The 17,459-nt window shown below is 66.3% G+C and carries 14 protein-coding genes; 12 read left to right on the top strand and 2 right to left on the bottom strand.

All coding sequences use genetic code 11. The annotated features are described in order from the left end of the window. The first annotated feature begins 352 nt into the window (after positions 1–352). The 3 genes from pcrA (at position 353) to sucD (ending at position 5,354) form a co-directional block, all read left to right on the top strand. Complete coding sequence (pcrA, locus tag ACFVTM_RS22895; protein ID WP_390206543.1) at positions 353–2,935, top strand: DNA helicase PcrA; 2,583 nt, start codon at positions 353–355, stop codon at positions 2,933–2,935. 334 nt (positions 2,936–3,269) lie between these two features. Then, positions 3,270–4,439, top strand: a complete 1,170-nt coding sequence (gene sucC / locus ACFVTM_RS22900; RefSeq protein WP_390206523.1) for an ADP-forming succinate--CoA ligase subunit beta — start codon at positions 3,270–3,272, stop codon at positions 4,437–4,439. 12 nt (positions 4,440–4,451) lie between these two features. Next, positions 4,452–5,354 (top strand): succinate--CoA ligase subunit alpha, encoded by a 903-nt coding sequence (gene sucD / locus ACFVTM_RS22905; RefSeq protein ID WP_224048674.1) that lies wholly within the window; start codon positions 4,452–4,454, stop codon positions 5,352–5,354. Between the two features lie 184 nt (positions 5,355–5,538). Here the strand turns inward: sucD and ACFVTM_RS22910 are convergent, their stop codons facing one another. Beyond that, on the bottom strand, positions 5,539–6,021 hold the full coding sequence (locus tag ACFVTM_RS22910) for an SRPBCC family protein (RefSeq protein ID WP_390206524.1): 483 nt from the start codon (positions 6,019–6,021) through the stop codon (positions 5,539–5,541). After that, entirely contained in the window at positions 6,018–6,380 is a 363-nt protein-coding gene (locus ACFVTM_RS22915) for an ArsR/SmtB family transcription factor (protein ID WP_390206526.1), read from the bottom strand. The genes ACFVTM_RS22910 and ACFVTM_RS22915 overlap by 4 nt, the downstream gene beginning before the upstream one ends. Positions 6,381–6,570: 190 nt before the next feature. Between ACFVTM_RS22915 and ACFVTM_RS22920 the strand changes: the two genes are divergently transcribed. The 9 genes from ACFVTM_RS22920 (at position 6,571) to ACFVTM_RS22960 (ending at position 17,270) form a co-directional block, all read left to right on the top strand. Further along, entirely contained in the window at positions 6,571–6,975 is a 405-nt protein-coding gene (locus ACFVTM_RS22920) for a tautomerase family protein (protein ID WP_390206528.1), read from the top strand. Between the two features lie 216 nt (positions 6,976–7,191). Next, the gene (gene iolC / locus ACFVTM_RS22925; RefSeq protein WP_390206529.1) at positions 7,192–8,196 is read left to right on the top strand and encodes a 5-dehydro-2-deoxygluconokinase; all 1,005 of its coding nucleotides are present in this window, start codon (positions 7,192–7,194) and stop codon (positions 8,194–8,196) included. Further along, on the top strand, positions 8,193–9,200 hold the full coding sequence (locus ACFVTM_RS22930; RefSeq protein ID WP_390206531.1) for a deoxyribose-phosphate aldolase: 1,008 nt from the start codon (positions 8,193–8,195) through the stop codon (positions 9,198–9,200). The genes iolC and ACFVTM_RS22930 overlap by 4 nt, the downstream gene beginning before the upstream one ends. Before the next feature lie 39 nt (positions 9,201–9,239). Next, positions 9,240–11,168, top strand: coding sequence for a 3D-(3,5/4)-trihydroxycyclohexane-1,2-dione acylhydrolase (decyclizing) (gene iolD, locus ACFVTM_RS22935; protein WP_390206532.1), 1,929 nt, complete (start codon positions 9,240–9,242; stop codon positions 11,166–11,168). 38 nt (positions 11,169–11,206) lie between these two features. Then, positions 11,207–12,739, top strand: coding sequence for a CoA-acylating methylmalonate-semialdehyde dehydrogenase (locus ACFVTM_RS22940; protein ID WP_390206534.1), 1,533 nt, complete (start codon positions 11,207–11,209; stop codon positions 12,737–12,739). 135 nt (positions 12,740–12,874) lie between these two features. After that, the gene (locus ACFVTM_RS22945) at positions 12,875–13,786 is read left to right on the top strand and encodes a sugar phosphate isomerase/epimerase family protein (protein ID WP_390206535.1); all 912 of its coding nucleotides are present in this window, start codon (positions 12,875–12,877) and stop codon (positions 13,784–13,786) included. An 18-nt stretch (positions 13,787–13,804) separates the two neighbouring features. Then, positions 13,805–14,818: a Gfo/Idh/MocA family protein gene (locus tag ACFVTM_RS22950; RefSeq protein ID WP_390206537.1), complete on the top strand. Its 1,014-nt coding sequence runs from the start codon at positions 13,805–13,807 to the stop codon at positions 14,816–14,818. A gap of 86 nt (positions 14,819–14,904) precedes the next feature. Beyond that, entirely contained in the window at positions 14,905–15,780 is an 876-nt protein-coding gene (locus ACFVTM_RS22955) for a sugar phosphate isomerase/epimerase family protein (RefSeq protein WP_390206539.1), read from the top strand. Next, positions 15,777–17,270: a sugar porter family MFS transporter gene (locus ACFVTM_RS22960; RefSeq protein WP_390206541.1), complete on the top strand. Its 1,494-nt coding sequence runs from the start codon at positions 15,777–15,779 to the stop codon at positions 17,268–17,270. Before ACFVTM_RS22955 ends, ACFVTM_RS22960 begins: the two co-directional genes overlap by 4 nt. The last annotated feature ends 189 nt before the right edge of the window (positions 17,271–17,459 follow it).

The raw sequence follows: 17,459 nt of genomic DNA on the forward strand, positions 1-17,459 counted from the left end.
CCACTGGCCGGGGGCAGCGGAGGGCATGTCCCCTCCGAGGTGCCGTGTCCGCGGGACATGCCCACTCTTCGTGGCCTTGTCCGGGGAACATGCTCACTCTTCGAGGCCGGGACCGGGCATAAGCGGACTATGTCCACTGGCCGGGGGCAGCGGAGGGCATGTCCCCTCCGAGGTGCCGTGTCCGCGGGACATGCCCACTCTTCGTGGCCTTGTCCGGGGAACATGCTCATTCTTCCCGGTCAGGACTGGGCATAAGGGCACTATGTCCACTGGCCGGGGGTAGCGGAGGGCATGTCCGGGCGGGCGGACGCGGCCGTCAGTGCCACCGCCTAGACTTAGATACACCATGGATATGTTGTTTGACCCTTACGCCGACGGACCCTTCCAAGCTGCCTCCACAGCGGCGGCACGCACGAAAGCGCGCGCCGGGACCGGCTTTGCGGGGCTGGAGCCAGGGGCAGGATTCGGCCCGGAGGCCAGTCACACGGACGCCAGCCGCCCGGACACCAGTCACGCAGACGCCAGCCACCAGGACAGCAATTACCCGGGCAACAATCACCAGGAGGGCGGGGGCTGGGACCGGCCGCAGCTTCCGAACGCCAGCGACCTCCTCGAGGGGCTGAACCCCCAGCAGGAAGAGGCAGTCAAACACGCCGGCAGCGCCCTGCTGATTGTTGCCGGTGCGGGATCGGGCAAGACCCGCGTGCTCAGCAACCGGATCGCCTACCTGATCGCAACGCGGCGGGCGCACCACGGCGAGATCCTGGCCATCACCTTCACCAACAAGGCCGCGGCCGAGATGCGGGAACGGATCGAGGCGCTGGTCGGCGGCCGGGCCAAGACCATGTGGATCTCCACGTTCCACTCCTCCTGCGTCCGGATCCTGCGCCGCGAGGCCAAGAACGTCGGGCTCAACTCCAACTTCTCGATCTACGACTCCGCGGACTCGCTGCGCCTGATCACACTGGTCGCCAAGAACCTGGACCTCGACCCGAAGCGCTTCGCGCCCAAGGCCATCCAGCACAAGATTTCCGCGCTCAAGAACGAGCTGATCGACGCGGACAGCTATTCCTCGAGCGCCAACTACAACGACCCCTTCGAACAAGCGGTCGCCGAGGTCTTCAAGGGCTACACCCAGCGGCTGCGCCAAGCCAACGCGATGGACTTCGATGACCTGATCGCCGAGACCGTCTACATGTTCCGGGCGTTCCCCGCGCTCGCCGACTCGTACCGGCGCCGCTTCCGGCACGTCCTGGTCGATGAGTACCAGGACACCAACCACGCCCAGTACGCCCTGGTGCGCGAGATCGTCGGCGAGGGACCCGAGGCCGCCGAGCTCACCGTCGTCGGCGACTCGGACCAGTCCATCTACGCCTTCCGCGGCGCGGACATCCGCAACATCGTGGAGTTCGAGAAGGACTACCCGGACGCCCGCACGATCAAGCTCGAGCAGAACTACCGCTCCACCCAGACCATCCTCAGCGCCGCCAACTCGGTGATTTCCCGCAATCCCAACCGGCCGGAGAAACGGCTCTGGACGGCGGAGGGCGACGGCGAAAAGATCGTCGGCTACGTCGGCGAGAACGAGCACGACGAGGCGCAGTTCATCGCCAAGGAAATCGACCGGCTGCAGGACGAGGGCAACCTGCGCCCCGGCGATGTCGCCATTTTCTACCGCACCAACGCCCAGTCCCGTTCCATCGAAGATGTCCTGGTGCGCGTGGGCCTGCCCTACAAGGTGGTCGGCGGCACCCGCTTCTACGAGCGCAAAGAGATCAAGGACGCCCTCGCCTACCTGCGGGTTCTGGTCAACCCGGATGACGACGTCAACCTCCGCCGCATTCTCAACGAACCCAAGCGCGGCATCGGCGACCGGGCCGAGGGTGCTGTCGCCGCCCTTGCTGAGCGCGACCGGACCTCCTTCATGGCCGCCGCCCGGCGCGCCGACGAGGCTCCGGGCATGGCGACCCGCTCGGTCAACGCCGTGCTGGGCTTCGTGAAACTCCTCGACGACCTCGCCGAGGTGGCCTCCGGCTCCGGGGCGGCTGCAGCCCTGGAGGCTGTGCTCGAACAGACCGGCTACCTCGCGGCCCTGCGCTCCAGCACGGACCCCCAGGACGAATCCCGAGTGGAGAACCTCGCCGAACTTGTCGCCGTTGTCCGGGAATACGAACGCGACAACCCGGAGGGCTCGCTCGGAGCCTTCCTGGAGCAGGTCTCCCTCGTGGCCGACGCCGACCAGATCCCGGATGCCCCGGCGGGCACCGCCGATGACCTGGCGGCCGCCGTCGCCGAAGCCAAGCGGCTCGGCGTCGTCACCCTGATGACCCTGCACACCGCCAAGGGCCTGGAATTCCCGGTGGTGTTCCTCACCGGCATGGAGCACGGGCTGTTCCCGCACCAGCGCTCCGCCACGGATCCCAAGGAACTGGCCGAGGAACGCCGGCTGGCCTACGTGGGCCTGACCCGGGCCCGGAAGCGGCTGTACCTGACCCGCTCAGAGGTCCGCAGCATGTGGGGCCAGAGCCAGTACAACCCGGCGAGCCAGTTCATCGAGGAGATCCCGGCCGAGCTCGTCGAGTGGAAGCGGGAAGGCGCCAGCCGCCAGGGCGGCTGGGGGACCGGCGCCGCGATCGGTTCCAGCCGCTACAGCGGGTCGTTCTGGGGCGCCGGGACCGCCCGCGGCGCCGGTGCCAGCCCGTCCGCGGGCTTCAACGCCGACGTTCCCGCCGCCGTGGCCAAGAACCGGGTCCAGCCGCAGAAGGAAATCGTCGCCGTCAGCGTGGGAGACAAGGTCAACCACACCAGCTTCGGCAATGGAACCGTCCTGGCGGTCGAGGGCGCCGGGGACAAGACGGTCGCCAAGGTGAAGTTCGACGTCGGCGAGAAACGCCTGCTGCTGCGCTACGCGCCACTCACCAAGCTGGACGCCTAGCGGGAATCCCATCGGGGCCGGTCCGTGCCGTTTTACGGGCCGCCGAACGCGCCGCCGCGACCGTCGAGCGGCCCTTCAGCACGCCGTCGGACGCCCCAAAAACCGCGTAATCTAGGGGTTTTTCTACGCTCCATAGAATAGTGTCCTTACTCACATAACAGGTAGTCTGGAACGGGCTGGTCCGATCGAAGGACTAGAGTTCCCAAAGGAGCATTGCGCCGTGTGGCTCGTTTCCAAGCTTGTCGCAGGGTGCGTTTATTCCGCAGCCCGGTAACCGCGAGTACGTGGGATCCGGCTGTACAGAAACTACTTCGACGTAGAAGGACACTAAACCGTGGACCTGTTTGAATATCAGGCGCGCGATATGTTCGAGGCGCACGGTGTACCCGTGCTTGCTGGCATCGTGGCGCACACCCCTGAAGAAGCAAAGGCAGCTGCCGAGAAGATCGGCGGTGTAACTGTCGTAAAGGCGCAGGTCAAGGCCGGAGGCCGCGGCAAGGCCGGCGGCGTCAAGGTCGCCAAGAGCGCCGATGAGGCGCTGGAACACGCCACCAACATCCTCGGCATGGACATCAAGGGCCACACCGTCCACCGGGTCATGATTGCCCAGGGTGCGGATATCGCCGAAGAATACTACTTCTCCGTCCTTCTGGATCGGGCCAACCGCAACTACCTGGCCATGTGCTCGGTTGAAGGCGGCATGGAAATCGAGCAGCTCGCCGTTGAGCGCCCCGAAGCCCTGGCCAAGATCTCGATCGACCCGGCCGTGGGCATCGACCAGGCCAAGGCTGACGAAATCGTTGCGGCTGCAGGCTTCGCCGAGGAACTGCGTGGCAAGGTCGCCAGCGTAATCCTGAAGCTCTGGGACGTTTTCAAGAAGGAAGACGCCACCCTCGTGGAGGTCAACCCGCTGGTCCTGACCGGCGCCGGTGACATCGTTGCCCTCGACGGCAAGGTCTCCCTCGACGAGAACGCCGACTTCCGCCACCCCAAGCACGCCCACCTTGAAGACAAGGACGCTGCTGACCCGCTCGAGGCCAAGGCCAAGGCGCAGGACCTCAACTACGTCAAGCTGGACGGCGAAGTGGGCATCATCGGTAACGGTGCCGGGCTGGTCATGTCCACCCTCGACGTCGTTGCCTACGCCGGCGAGAACCACGGCAACGTCAAGCCCGCCAACTTCCTGGACATTGGCGGTGGAGCTTCCGCCGAGGTCATGGCAGCAGGCCTCGACGTCATCCTGGGCGACCCGCAGGTCAAGTCCGTGTTCGTCAACGTCTTCGGCGGCATCACCGCCTGTGACGCAGTCGCCAAGGGCATCGTCGGTGCACTGGCCGAGCTGGGCCACTCCGCGAACAAGCCGCTGGTAGTCCGCCTCGACGGCAACAACGTCGAGGAAGGCCGCCGCATCCTGGCCGAGGCCAACCACCCGCTGGTTACCCTGGCCGCCACCATGGACGAGGGCGCCGACAAGGCCGCCGAGCTCGCCAACGCAGCGAAGTAGAGGGACCGGACTATGTCTATTTATCTGAACAAGGACTCCAAGGTCATCGTCCAGGGCATCACCGGCGGCGAAGGCACCAAGCACACCGCCCTGATGCTCAAGGCCGGCACCAACGTTGTTGGCGGCGTCAACGCCCGCAAGGCCGGCACCACGGTCCTGCACGGCGACACCGAGATCACCGTTTTCGGCACCGTCAAGGAAGCCATGGCCGAGACCGGCGCTGACGTTTCCATCGTCTTCGTTCCGCCGGCATTCACCAAGGACGCCGTCGTCGAAGCCATCGAGGCCGGCATCGGCCTCGTAGTGGTCATCACCGAAGGCGTGCCGGTCCAGGACTCGGCCGAGTTCTGGGCGCTGGCCCAGTCCAAGGTTGACGCCAACGGCAAGCAGGTCACCCGCATCATCGGCCCGAACTGCCCCGGCATCATCACCCCGGGCGAGGCCCTCGTCGGCATCACCCCGGCCAACATCACGGGCAAGGGCCCCATCGGCCTCGTCTCCAAGTCGGGCACCCTGACCTACCAGATGATGTACGAACTGCGCGACCTCGGCTTCTCCACCGCCATCGGCATCGGCGGCGACCCGGTCATTGGCACCACCCACATCGATGCCCTCGAGGCGTTCGAAGCCGACCCGGAGACCAAGGCGATCGTCATGATCGGCGAAATCGGCGGCGACGCCGAAGAGCGTGCGGCTGACTACATCAAGGCCCACGTCACCAAGCCGGTTGTCGGCTACGTGGCCGGCTTCACCGCCCCGGAAGGCAAGACCATGGGCCACGCAGGCGCCATCGTCTCCGGTTCCGCCGGCACCGCCCAGGCCAAGAAGGAAGCCCTCGAGGCTGCCGGCGTCAAGGTCGGCAAGACGCCGTCCGAGACCGCGAAGCTCCTGCGCGAGGTCTTCGCGGCCCTCTAGGCCCAAAGCACCACAGCACAGGCACCACAGCACAACAGCAACGCGGGGTCACCTACGGCCCATTCCACTGGTTGGGATGGGTGCGGAGTGACCCCGCGTTGCTGTGTTTAAGCGTGTTGCTGTGTTTAATGACGACGACGACGGCGCCCGGCCGTCGTCGTCGTCGTCGTCGTTTTTTGTTTTCCTAGACCTTTGCCCCGGTGAGGACTTCCTCGAGCCGTTCGTAGCCTTCTGACATGCCGGTCTCCATTCCGGACTGCGCCATTCCGTCCCGGGCCTCCATGCTGGGGTAGACCGCGCGGGCCGTCAGGCGGGTGCGCCCGTCGCCCAGATCCTGGAAGGTCAGGAACTCGATGCTGACCACGTCCGGGTAGCCGTCGAACTCAAAGGTCTGGATGGCGAAGTCGTTCTCGCGAACCGTGTGGAAGACCCCGCTGAAGCCGTAGCGGGCGCCGTCCGGGGCAACGTGGTGGTACTGGTAGCTCCCGCCGGTGCGGAAGTCGTAGTGGCCGATCTCCATCCGGAGCCCTCGCGGGCCGAGCCACTGAGCGACGAGTTCAGGGTCCTTGTGGGCCCGGAAGACATCGGCGACGGGGAAGTCGAACTCCCGCTCGAATTCGATGAAGGGCAGGCCCTCGGGGACTGTCAGTTTCAGTGCATTGCTCATGATGCATCCTTTGCCTGTGTGCCGCCGCGGGCGGCGCGGGTTTCAAGCACGGCGTCAAGGTTGCGGAATTGCCCTTCGCGGACCAGCCGGTACTGGTCGATCCATGTGGTGAGCGCTTCCAGCCGTGCGGGGTTCAGGTGCACGGGCCGGCGCTGGGCGTCACGGGTACGCGTGACCAGCTGCGCCTGCTCGAGGACCTGGATGTGTTTCGAGACCGCCTGCTTGGTGATCGCGAAGGGCTCCGCCAGTTCGTTGACGGTGGCCGGACCCCGGCTGAGCCGGGCAATGATGCGGCGGCGGACAGGATCGGCGAGGGCCAGGAAGGCCGCGTCGAGCTCGCCGTCGTCGCTGGAATCCATGGGGTGGGTGCCTCCTCCTTATCGCCAAGGTAGTAAACGTTGCCTCGTATTCAACGTATTCATTGATCAACCTCTAGGTTGTTAACGGTACTCCCGGCCGCCGATCCGCGCAATACCCCAACGCGAAATCCTTGCGCTGCTTCGAATAACTTTGTTAGTATGTCAGGACAAACTACCGAAGGAGATACGAGTGCCCCTCGTGCGAATCGACGTCAACCAAGGCCGTACCCCGGAGCAGCTCCGCGGGCTCAGCCGGGGAATCCACGCTGCAATCGTGGCGGAATTCGGCATCCCGGAGCGGGACTACTTCCATGTGCTGACGGAGCATCCCGCGGGGCAGATCGTCGCCCAGGATGCCGGGCTCGGCTTCGAGCGGACGCCTGATGTGGTGATGATCCAGATTTTCACCCAGGCCGGCCGCAGCCAGCCCACCAAGCAGTCCCTGTTTGCCGCCATTGCCGACCGGCTGGCCGCCGCAGGCGTCGCCGGCGAGGACGTCTTTATCGGCTACGTCGAAAACACCGCGGGGGACTGGTCCTTCGGTTTCGGCCAGGCCCAGTACGTCACCGGCGAGCTCGGAGTCCCCGGAAAATAGCCGCACAAGGGCGTCCCGGCGGGCCCCGCGATGCCCCCGCAGGGGAGTCCTCTGAGCCCTCCGTGTCATGTTGTAAATATGTCAGTACAAACCTTTGACAGTACATAGATTCTAAGGCAAAGTAGTGGATGTGGTCCGGCTCACGCCGGCCGCCCAGCGCCGAAGCTCAGGCTGCGCAAAGGTACCGAGTTCACACCAGAAAGGTCCGCGATCACCGTGACCCACGAACTGCTCACGATCGGGCGCATCAGCGTTGATATCTACCCGAACGACATCGGGGTGGATCTGGAGGATGTCACGTCCTTCGGGAAGTACCTTGGCGGATCACCGTCCAACGTGGCAGTCGCCGCGGCCCGCCACGGCCGACGCACCGCCGTCATCACCCGGACCGGCGACGACGCCTTTGGCAAATACCTTCACCGCGAACTTCACAAGTTCAACGTGGACGATTCCTTCGTCACGGCTGTCAAGGAATGGCCTACCGCGGTCACGTTCTGCGCCATCAAGCCGGCTACGGACGAGTTCCCGCTCTACTTCTACGGACGGTTCCCCACGGCCCCGGACCTGCAGATCAAGGCCGAGGAGCTGGACCTGGACGCCATCCGGGACGCCGGGATCTTCTGGTCCACCGTCACCGGCCTCTGCCAGGAGCCCAGCCGTGGCGCCCAACTGGCGGCCCACGAGGCACGACCCCGCACCGGGCTGAAGCCCGGCCAGTTCACCATCCTGGACCTCGATTACCGGCCGATGTTCTGGGCCTCCGAGGAAGAGGCCCGGGGGCAGGTCGCCAAGATCCTGCCCCACGTCACCGTGGCGATCGGCAACGACAAGGAATGCGCCGTCGCCGTCGGCGAGGGCACCCCGGACGAACAGGCCGACCGGCTGCTCGCGGCCGGCGTCGAAATCGCCGTCGTGAAGCTTGGCCCCGAAGGGGTCATGGCCAAGACCCGCACCGAGCGCGTGGTCTCCGCCCCGGTGCCGGTGGAAACCGTCAACGGCCTCGGTGCCGGCGACTCCTTCGGCGGGGCGTTCTGCCACGGGCTGCTCTCCGGCTGGCCGCTGGCCCAGGTCCTCGACTTCGCCAACGCCGCCGGCGCCCTCGTCGCCTCCCGCCTCTCCTGCGCCGACGCGATGCCAACGCCTGAAGAAGTCACGGGCCTGCTCGCCGAACGCGGCCGCCTGGTGCCGGGGACCTACGCCACCGAAGGAGCAACACTGTGAGTGTGCACACAGCCTCCGCCGCCCTCGCGGTGGACGATGATCCCCGCCGTTACGAGCGCCTGAGTATCATCCGGCTCGAAGATCCGGAAGCGATTGCCCGCGCCGCCAAGGCCCGGCGCCGCCACCCCGGCGTCAGGGCCCACCGGCAGAACTTCATTGTCGCGGCCGACCACCCGGCCCGCGGGGCACTCGCGGTGGGCAACGATCCCGTGGCCATGGCCGACCGCCGCCAACTCCTGGACCGCCTGCAGATTGCCCTGGCCAACCCGGACGTGGACGGTGTGCTGGCCTCGCCGGACATCATGGACGACCTCCTCCTGCTCGGGGCGCTGGAGGGCAAGCTGCTCTTCGGCTCCATGAACCGCGGCGGGCTTTCGGGACTGGTGAACGAATTCGATGACCGGTTCACCGGCCACACGGCGGCCGCGCTCGAGGCACTGGGCGCCGACGGCGGTAAGATGCTCACGCGCATCTGCCTCGGCGACCCGGACACAGTGGTCACGCTCGAGGCGACGGCGCGGGCGATCGACTCCCTCGCCGAGCGCAAGCTGATCGCCATGGTGGAACCGTTCCTCTCCGTCCGCGAGAACGGCAAGGTCCGCAACGACCTCTCCACCAACGCCGTCATCAAGTCGGTCGCCATCGCCGAAGGCCTGGGCGCGACCAGCGCCTACACATGGATGAAGCTCCCGGTCGTGGCGGACATGGAGCGCGTCATGGCGTCCACCACCATGCCGACCGTGCTCCTTGGCGGAGACCCGGAAGGCAGCCAGGACGATGTGTTCGCCAGCTGGCAGGCGGCCCTCTCCCTGCCCGGCGTCCAGGGCCTCACCGTCGGCCGGACCCTGCTCTACCCGCAGGACGGCGACGTCGCCGTAGCCGTGGCAACTGCCGCCTCCCTGCTGCACCACACCGAACCAGGCCGCACCGACTCAGGCCGCGCCGACTCAGGCGCCGACTCAGGCCGCGCCGAATCCACCCGCACCAAAGAAGCATCGGAGTAACTTCCCATGGGAATGAGAACTGCCTCAGGAACACGCAGAATGACAGTCGCCCAGGCTGTCGTGGAATACCTGTCCAAGCAGTACACCGTCGATTCGGTCGGCGGCCAGGACTTCCGGGAACGGCTGATTCCGGGCACGTTCGGCATCTTTGGCCACGGCAACGTTGCCGGTGTCGGCCAGGCGCTCAAGCAGTACCAGCAGATCGACCCGACCATCATGCCGTACTACCAGGGCCGCAACGAGCAGGCCCAGTCGCACCAGGCCGTCGGCTTCGCCCGGCACACCCGGCGCCGCCAGACCTTCGCGATCAGCACCTCGATCGGCCCGGGTTCCTCGAACCTGCTCACCGGTGCGGCGCTGGCCACCACCAACCGGCTGCCGGTCCTGCTGCTGCCGTCCGACACGTTCGCCACCCGCGCCGCCGACCCCGTGCTGCAGCAGCTCGAACAGCCCTACGCCTACGACATCACCGTCAATGACGCCTTCCGGCCGCTGTCCAAGTTCTTCGACCGCGTCTCCCGGCCCGAGCAGCTTTTTTCCGCGTTCCACCACGGCCTCCGCGTCCTCACCGACCCGGCCGAGACCGGCGCGGTCACGATTTCGCTGCCGCAGGACGTCCAGGCCGAGGCCTTCGACGTGCCCGAAGAATTCCTGGCCGAACGCGAATGGCGGATCCGCCGCCCGGACGCCGACGACGAGGACATCCGCCGCGCCGCCGAAGCCATCCGCGCCGCCAAGCGCCCGCTGATCATCGCCGGCGGCGGCGTGCTGTACGCCTACGCCAACGACGAGCTCGCCAGGTTCGCCGAGCTCACCGGCATCCCGGTCGGCAACACCCAGGCCGGCGTCGGTGTCCTGCCGTGGGACCACAAATTCTCCCTCGGCGCGATCGGCTCCACCGGCACGACGGCGGCGAACGCCATCGCCGCCGAGGCGGACCTGATCATCGGCATCGGCACCCGCTACGAGGACTTCACCACCGCGTCCCGGACGGCCTTCCAGAACCCGGACGTGAAATTCATCAACATCAACGTCGCCGCGATCGACGCCTACAAGCACGGAACCTCCCTGCCGATCGTGGCGGACGCCCGCAAGGCCCTCATCAAGCTGAACCAGGCCCTCGGCGGCTACCGGGTCGGCGCCGACCTCGAGCAGCAGGTCGCGAACGAGAAGGCCCGCTGGAACGCCACCGTGGATACGGCCTTCGACACCCGCTTCACGCCGCTGCCGGCCCAGAACGAGATCATCGGCGCCACAAACCGCGCCATGGACGCCCAGGACGTGGTTATCTGCGCCGCCGGCTCCCTCCCCGGCGACCTGCACAAGATGTGGCGCGTCCGGGACCCGTTCGGCTACCACGTCGAATACGCCTACTCCTGCATGGGCTACGAAATCCCGGGCGGCCTCGGCGTCAAGCGTGCAACCCTCGCCGAAGCCGCGAAGGGCGGGGCGCAGCGCGACGTCGTCGTGATGGTGGGGGACGGCTCCTACCTGATGATGCACACCGAACTCGTCACCGCCGTCGCCGAGCGGATCAAGCTGATCGTCGTGCTGATCCAGAACCACGGCTACGCCTCGATCGGCTCGCTCTCGGAGTCCCTCGGCTCCCAGCGGTTCGGCACGCAGTACCGGGCGCTGGACGAGGAGCACCACAGCTTCGACGACGGCGACCGGCTCCCGGTGGACCTGGCCCTGAACGCCGAAAGCCTGGGCGTGAAGGTGATCCGGATCGAACCGGGGGAGAAGGTCATCGCCGAACTCGAGCAGGCCATCCGCGACGCCAAGGCCGCCCCCGAAAACGGCGGACCGATCGTCATCCACGTCGAATCCGACCCGCTGCTGGACGCCCCCAGCTCCGAATCGTGGTGGGACGTTCCGGTCTCCCAGGTCTCCGAGCTCGAATCCACGAGGCAGGCCTTCCAGACCTACACCGACCACAAAGGCCGCCAGCGCAAGCTGCTCGGCTGACCCCCCCCTCGAACTTCAATCACTCAAGGAAGAGTCCCATGACTGCCACCACTGACCAGAGCACCCAGACCCAGAGCACCAAAACCATCCAGCACTTCATCAACGGCGCCGAAACCGCAGGCACCGGCACCCGAACCCAGCCCGTCTACAACCCGGCCACCGGCGCCGTCTCCGGCGAGCTGCGGCTGGCCAACCGGGAAGACCTGGACGCCACGGTCGCTGCCGCCCGCGCCGCCGCCGATTCATGGGGTGACATCTCCCTGGCCAAGCGCACCGCCGTGCTGTTCAAGTTCCGCGAACTCGTCGCGGCGCACGTGGACGAGCTCGCCGAGCTGATCACGGCCGAGCACGGCAAGGTCCTTTCCGACGCCAAGGGCGAGATTGGCCGCGGCCTGGAGGTCATCGAATTCGCCTGCGGCATCCCGCAGCTGCTCAAGGGCGACTACTCGGACCAGGTCTCCACCGGCATCGACGTCTTCTCCTTCCGGGAGCCGCTCGGCGTCGTCGCCGGCATCACCCCGTTCAACTTCCCGGTCATGGTGCCGCTGTGGATGGCCCCGATGGCGATCGCCACCGGCAACGCCTTCATCCTCAAGCCCTCCGAACGCGACCCCTCCGCCTCCATGCTGCTCGCCAAGCTCTGGAAGCAGGCCGGCCTGCCCGACGGCGTCTTCCAGGTCCTGCACGGCGACAAGGAAACCGTCGACGGCCTCCTGACCCACCCGGACGTGGACGGCATCTCCTTCGTCGGCTCCACCCCGATCGCGAGGTACGTCCACGAGACCGCCACCGCGCACGGCAAGCGCGTCCAGGCCCTCGGCGGGGCAAAGAACCACGCGATCGTGCTGCCCGATGCGGACCTCGACAACGCCGCCGACCACCTCGCCGCCGCAGCCTTCGGCTCCGCCGGCGAACGCTGCATGGCCATCTCCGTCGCCGTCGCCGTCGGTGAGGCCGCGGACCTGCTGGTCAAGAAGGTCGAAGAGCGAGCTCTGGCCGTCAAGGTCAACAACGGCACCGCCCACGGCGCCGAAATGGGACCGGTCATCACGCCGGCGTCCAAGGAACGGATCGTGAAGATCGTCACCGAAGCCGAAACCGCCGGTGCCGCCATGGTGGTGGACGGCCGCGACCTCGTGGTCCCCGGCCACGAGGACGGCTTCTGGGTCGGCCCCACCGTTCTGGACCACGTCAAGACCGAAATGACCGCGTACACCGAGGAAATCTTCGGACCCGTCCTCGTGGTGGTCCGGGTGGAGGACCTCGACGCCGGCATCGCCCTGATCAACTCCAACCCCTACGGCAACGGCACCGCGATCTTCACCTCCTCCGGCGCCGCGGCCCGGAAGTTCCAGCGCTCCGTCACCGTGGGCATGATCGGGATCAACGTGCCGCTGCCGGTGCCGGTGGCCTACCACTCCTTCGGCGGCTGGAAGGCCTCGCTGTTCGGCGACAAGCACATCTACGGCCCCGAAGGCGTCTCCTTCTACACCCGCGGCAAAGTTGTCACCTCACGCTGGCCCGAACCCACCCACGCCTCCGGCGCCTCCTACAACTTCCCGTCCAACTGACACCCCAACAACTGACACCCCAACAACTGACACCCCAACAACTGACACCCCAACAACCGTGATCGATTGCTCCGTAACCGCCGTTTTGAGCGTCCAGAACGGCACCTGCGGAGCAATCGATGAGAAGGAATGGAAATGGCTGAGAACAAGCTGATCATCGGCACCGCGCCGGACTCCTGGGGCGTCTGGTTCCCGGATGACCCCCAGCAGACCCCGTGGGAACGCTTCCTCGACGAAGTCGCCGAATCCGGCTACAAGTGGATCGAGCTTGGCCCCTACGGCTACCTCCCCACCGACCCGGCGCGCCTGGCCAAAGAGCTCAAACAGCGCGACCTGAAGATCTCGGCCGGCACGGTGTTCACCGCCTTCCACCGCGGCCTGGACCAGTGGGAAACCGCGTGGGAACCGGCCCGCAAGGTCGCCGAACTCACGGCTGCGATGGGCGGTGAACACATGGTGGTCATCCCGGCCATGTGGCGCGACGACGTCACGGGGGAGGCCGTGGAAAGCGGCACCCTCAGCGAAAAGGCCTGGGATGACCTCTTCGCCGGCCACAACCGCCTGGGCAAGACGCTGCTGGAGGACTTCGGCCTGAAGCAGCAGTTCCACTCACACGCCGACTCCCACGTCGGTGCGCAGGAGGACATCGAGACCCTGCTCGCCGCCACGGACGCCAAGTACCTCAACCTCTGCCTGGACACCGGCCACGCCGAATACTGCGGGGCCTCCAGCCTGGAGCTGATCAAGAACTACCCGGACCGGATCGGCTACCTGCACCTCAAGCAGATCAACCCGGACATCCTCAAAAAGGTCAACGCGGAAAACATGACCTGGGCTGCAGCCAACCTGGCCGGCGTCATGACCGAACCGCCGAACGGCCTGCCGGACCTGCGCGCCGTCATCGAAGCGGTGGAAGCGCTCAACCGGCCGATCTTTGGCATTGTGGAACAGGACATGTATCCCGTGGCCTTCGACGTCCCCATGCCGATCGCCAAGCGCACCCGGAACTACCTGCTCTCCTGCGGTTCCCGCACGGCCGTCAACTAGAACTCGAAGGAAACCACAATGACAAAGATCCTCCGCGTAGCCGTCATCGGCGCCGGCCGTATGGGCGCAGACCACATCCAGCGGCTCAACACCCGCATCCACGGCGCTGAAGTCGCCGCCGTCGTCGACGTCGACCTCGCCCGGGCCCAGGCAGCCATCGAAGGCATCCCCGGCGCCGTCGCCCTCGCCGACGCCGAGGAAGCCCTCAACAACGGCGACGTCAACGCCGTGCTGATCGCCACCCCCGGTTTCCTGCACGAGGACATCCTGCTCAAGGCCATCGCCAAGGACATCCCGATCCTCTGCGAGAAGCCGCTCACCCCGGATGCCGAATCCTCCTGGAAGATTGTCGAGGCCGAGCAGAAGCTGGGCCACAAGCGCATCCAGGTCGGCTTCATGCGCCGCTTCGACGCCGAATACGCCGCGCTGGGCAAGACCATCCGCGACTCCGAACTCGGCGAGCTGCTCATGCTGCACCACCAGCACCGCAACCCCACCACCCCGGCGGGGTTCACCAACGAGATGCTGATCAACGACTCCGTGGTGCACGAATTCGACGCCATCCGCTACTTCACCGGCGAGGAAATCACCTCGGTCCAGGTCCGCCTCGGCAAGGCCACCAGGAACGCGCCGGCCGGGCAGCACGATCCGCAGCACGTGCTGATCGAGACCGAGTCCGGTGTCCTGGCCGACGTCGAGATCTACGTCAACGCGAAGTTCGGCTACGAGGTGGCCACCCAGGCCTCCTTCGAGGACGGCATCGTCAGCATCGGCGGCGACCAGGGCCCGTACACGCGCAGCAACGGCCGCTGGGGCGGCGTGGTCACCCCCGGCTTCGAGGATCGATTCAGTGCAGCGTACGACGTCGAAATCCAGTCGTGGGTGGACGCGGCCCTCCGCGATGAGATCGGCGGTCCCACCGCCTGGGACGGCTACGCCACCGCCGCCTGCTGCGAGGCCGGCGTCGAGGCGCAGAAGAACGGCGAAAAGGTCGCCGTGAAGCTCAACGCCAAGCCCGCACTGTACAGCTAGGAAGAACCGGAAGGGGCGCATCCGTCCGCCCCTTCCGTTTGTTTCAGTACCGCATAACCTGACTGATCCACAATGGAGTCTCCTACGTGAAAATCGCCCTTGATCCCACGCCCTTCCACCACTCGCACAGCCTGCTGGAGTTCCCGCGCGTGGTTGCCGACCTCGGCTACAAGTACATGCAGATGACCCCGCACGCCGATTTCATCCCGTTCTTCAACCACCCGAAGGCCGACGACGAGCTGGTGGGCCAGCTGAAGGCGGCATGCAAGGACGCGGGAATCGAAATTGCCTCGGTGCTGCCCGTGCTGCGCTGGTCGGGGCCGGATGAGGACGCACGGGAGGCCGCCGTCCGCTACTGGAAGCGCGCCATCCAGATCACCGTGGACCTCGGCGTAAGCACCATGAACACCGAGTTCAGCGGCCGGCCGGAGAAGGCCGAGGAGTCCGAGCGGGCCTTCTACCGCTCCATGGAAGAGCTGCTGCCCATCATCGAACGCGAAGGCATCGACCTGCTGATCGATCCGCACCCGGACGACTTCGTGGAGGAGGGCCTGGCCGCGATCCGGGTGATCCGCGGGCTGAACTCGAAGAATGTGGGCCTGGTCTACGTGGCCTCGCACAGCTTCCACATGAAGAACGAACCGCTGGACATCATGCGCGCGGCTGGAGACAAGCTCCGCCTGGTCCACGTCGCCGACACCATGAACCACCAGGCCTCGCACGGGCTGCGCTACATCACCAACCCGCCCGGCAACCCCGTCCGCGTGCACCAGCACCTGAAAATCGGCGACGGCGACGTCAACTGGGACGAGTTCTTCGGTGGCCTGAAGGAAATCGGCTTCCTGGACCGCGAGGACACTGTCATGGTCTCCAGCGTCTTCGCCGAGGACGACAACGCCGCGGAGGTCTCCCGCTACCAGCTGGAGACGATGCAGCATCGCGTCGCGAAGGCGAGCCTATGACGGCGTCGGACAAAACGTCGGAGAAGATACTGGCCGACTCCACCGAGCTCGCGGCCGGGACTGACGCTGCGGGCCAGGCGGCCCCGGCACGGACCGCCGGCGGCGCGCCCAACCCCAAGGGGTTCATGCGCCGGGTGGCGCTCTTTTCCACCTTTGGCGGGCTCCTCTTCGGCTATGACACCGGCGTGATCAACGGCGCCCTGCCGTTCATGCAGCGGGACCTCGGCCTCACGCCGCTGACCGAGGGGCTGGTGACCTCCACGCTGCTGTTCGGTGCGGCGTTCGGCGCCATCTCGGCGGGCCGGCTGTCGGACCGCTTCGGCCGGCGCAGGACCATCATGGGGCTCGCGTTGATCTTCGCCGTGGCCACCATCGCCTGTTCCCTCTCGCCCAGCACCGAACTGCTGATCGCCTCCCGCACCCTGCTGGGCCTTGCCGTGGGCGGCGCGTCGGTGATCGTGCCGGTCTACCTGGCCGAAATGTCCCCGGCCGCGCAGCGCGGACGCATCGTGACCCAGAACGAGCTCATGATCGTCACCGGACAATTCCTGGCCTTCACGTTCAACGCCGTGCTGGGCAACGCCTTCCCCGAGGCCTCCCACGTGTGGCGGTGGATGCTCGTCATTGCCACGCTGCCGGCCGTCATCCTGTGGTTCGGCATGCTGCTGCTCCCGGAAAGCCCGCGCTGGCTAGCCTCCGCCGGCCGTTTCGGTGAAGTGCTTGACGTTCTGCGACGGACGCGGGCCACGGAGGACATTTCCACCGAGTTCGACGAGGTCCGGCAGGCCGCCCGGGAGGACTACCAGTCCAAGCTCGGCACCTACCGCGACCTCACGGTTCCGTGGATCCGGCGCATCTTCGTCGTGGGCCTGGGCATGGCAGTGATCAACCAGATCAGCGGCGTGAATGCCATCATGTACTACGGCACCTCCATCCTCTCCAGCTCCGGGTTCGGTGACCAGGGCGCGTTGATCGCGAACGTCGTCAACGGCGTCACCTCGGTAGTCGCCGTCGTGGTCGGGATGTCCCTGATGTCGCGTCTGCCGCGGAAGTCCATGCTGATCTTCGGCTTGGTCGGCACGGCAACGTCCCTGTTGGCCATCGGCATCATTTCCATGCTGATCCCGGAAGGAACCCTCCGCGGCTACCTGGTGCTGCTTTTCATGGTCACATTCCTCGCCTCGATGCAGGCCTGCATCGGCACTGTGACGTGGCTGACCATGGCCGAAATCTTCCCGCTGCACGTTCGCGGCATCGCCATGGGCATCTGCGTGTTCGTTCTGTGGATGATCAACTTCCTGATCGGGTTCTTCTTCCCGCAGATGGTTTCCTGGATTGGCGTCTCGGCGACGTTCTTCATCTTCGTCGCCCTCCAGCTGGCCGCCATCGTCTGGGTGAAGCGCGTGGTCCCGGAGACCCGCGGCAAGAGCCTGGAGGACCTGGAACACTTCTTCAAGCAGGCCGCGGCCAAGCATTCCGCCGCTGTGTAGCCGTACAAACTGTGTAGCCGTACAAACTGTGTAGCCGTACAAACTGTGCAGCCGTACAAACTGTGTAGCCGTACACAGAAAGCCCCGCCCCCTCGGTGAACTGGTCCCCGATAGTTGGACTGGCCAAATAAGATCCTAAGCCGCGAGGGCCTGGGCTCGGTATTGCACCGGGCTCAGGCCCTTGAGCTT

This window comes from Arthrobacter sp. NPDC058130 (assembly GCF_042884475.1).
Classification (GTDB): Bacteria; Actinomycetota; Actinomycetes; order Actinomycetales; family Micrococcaceae; genus Arthrobacter.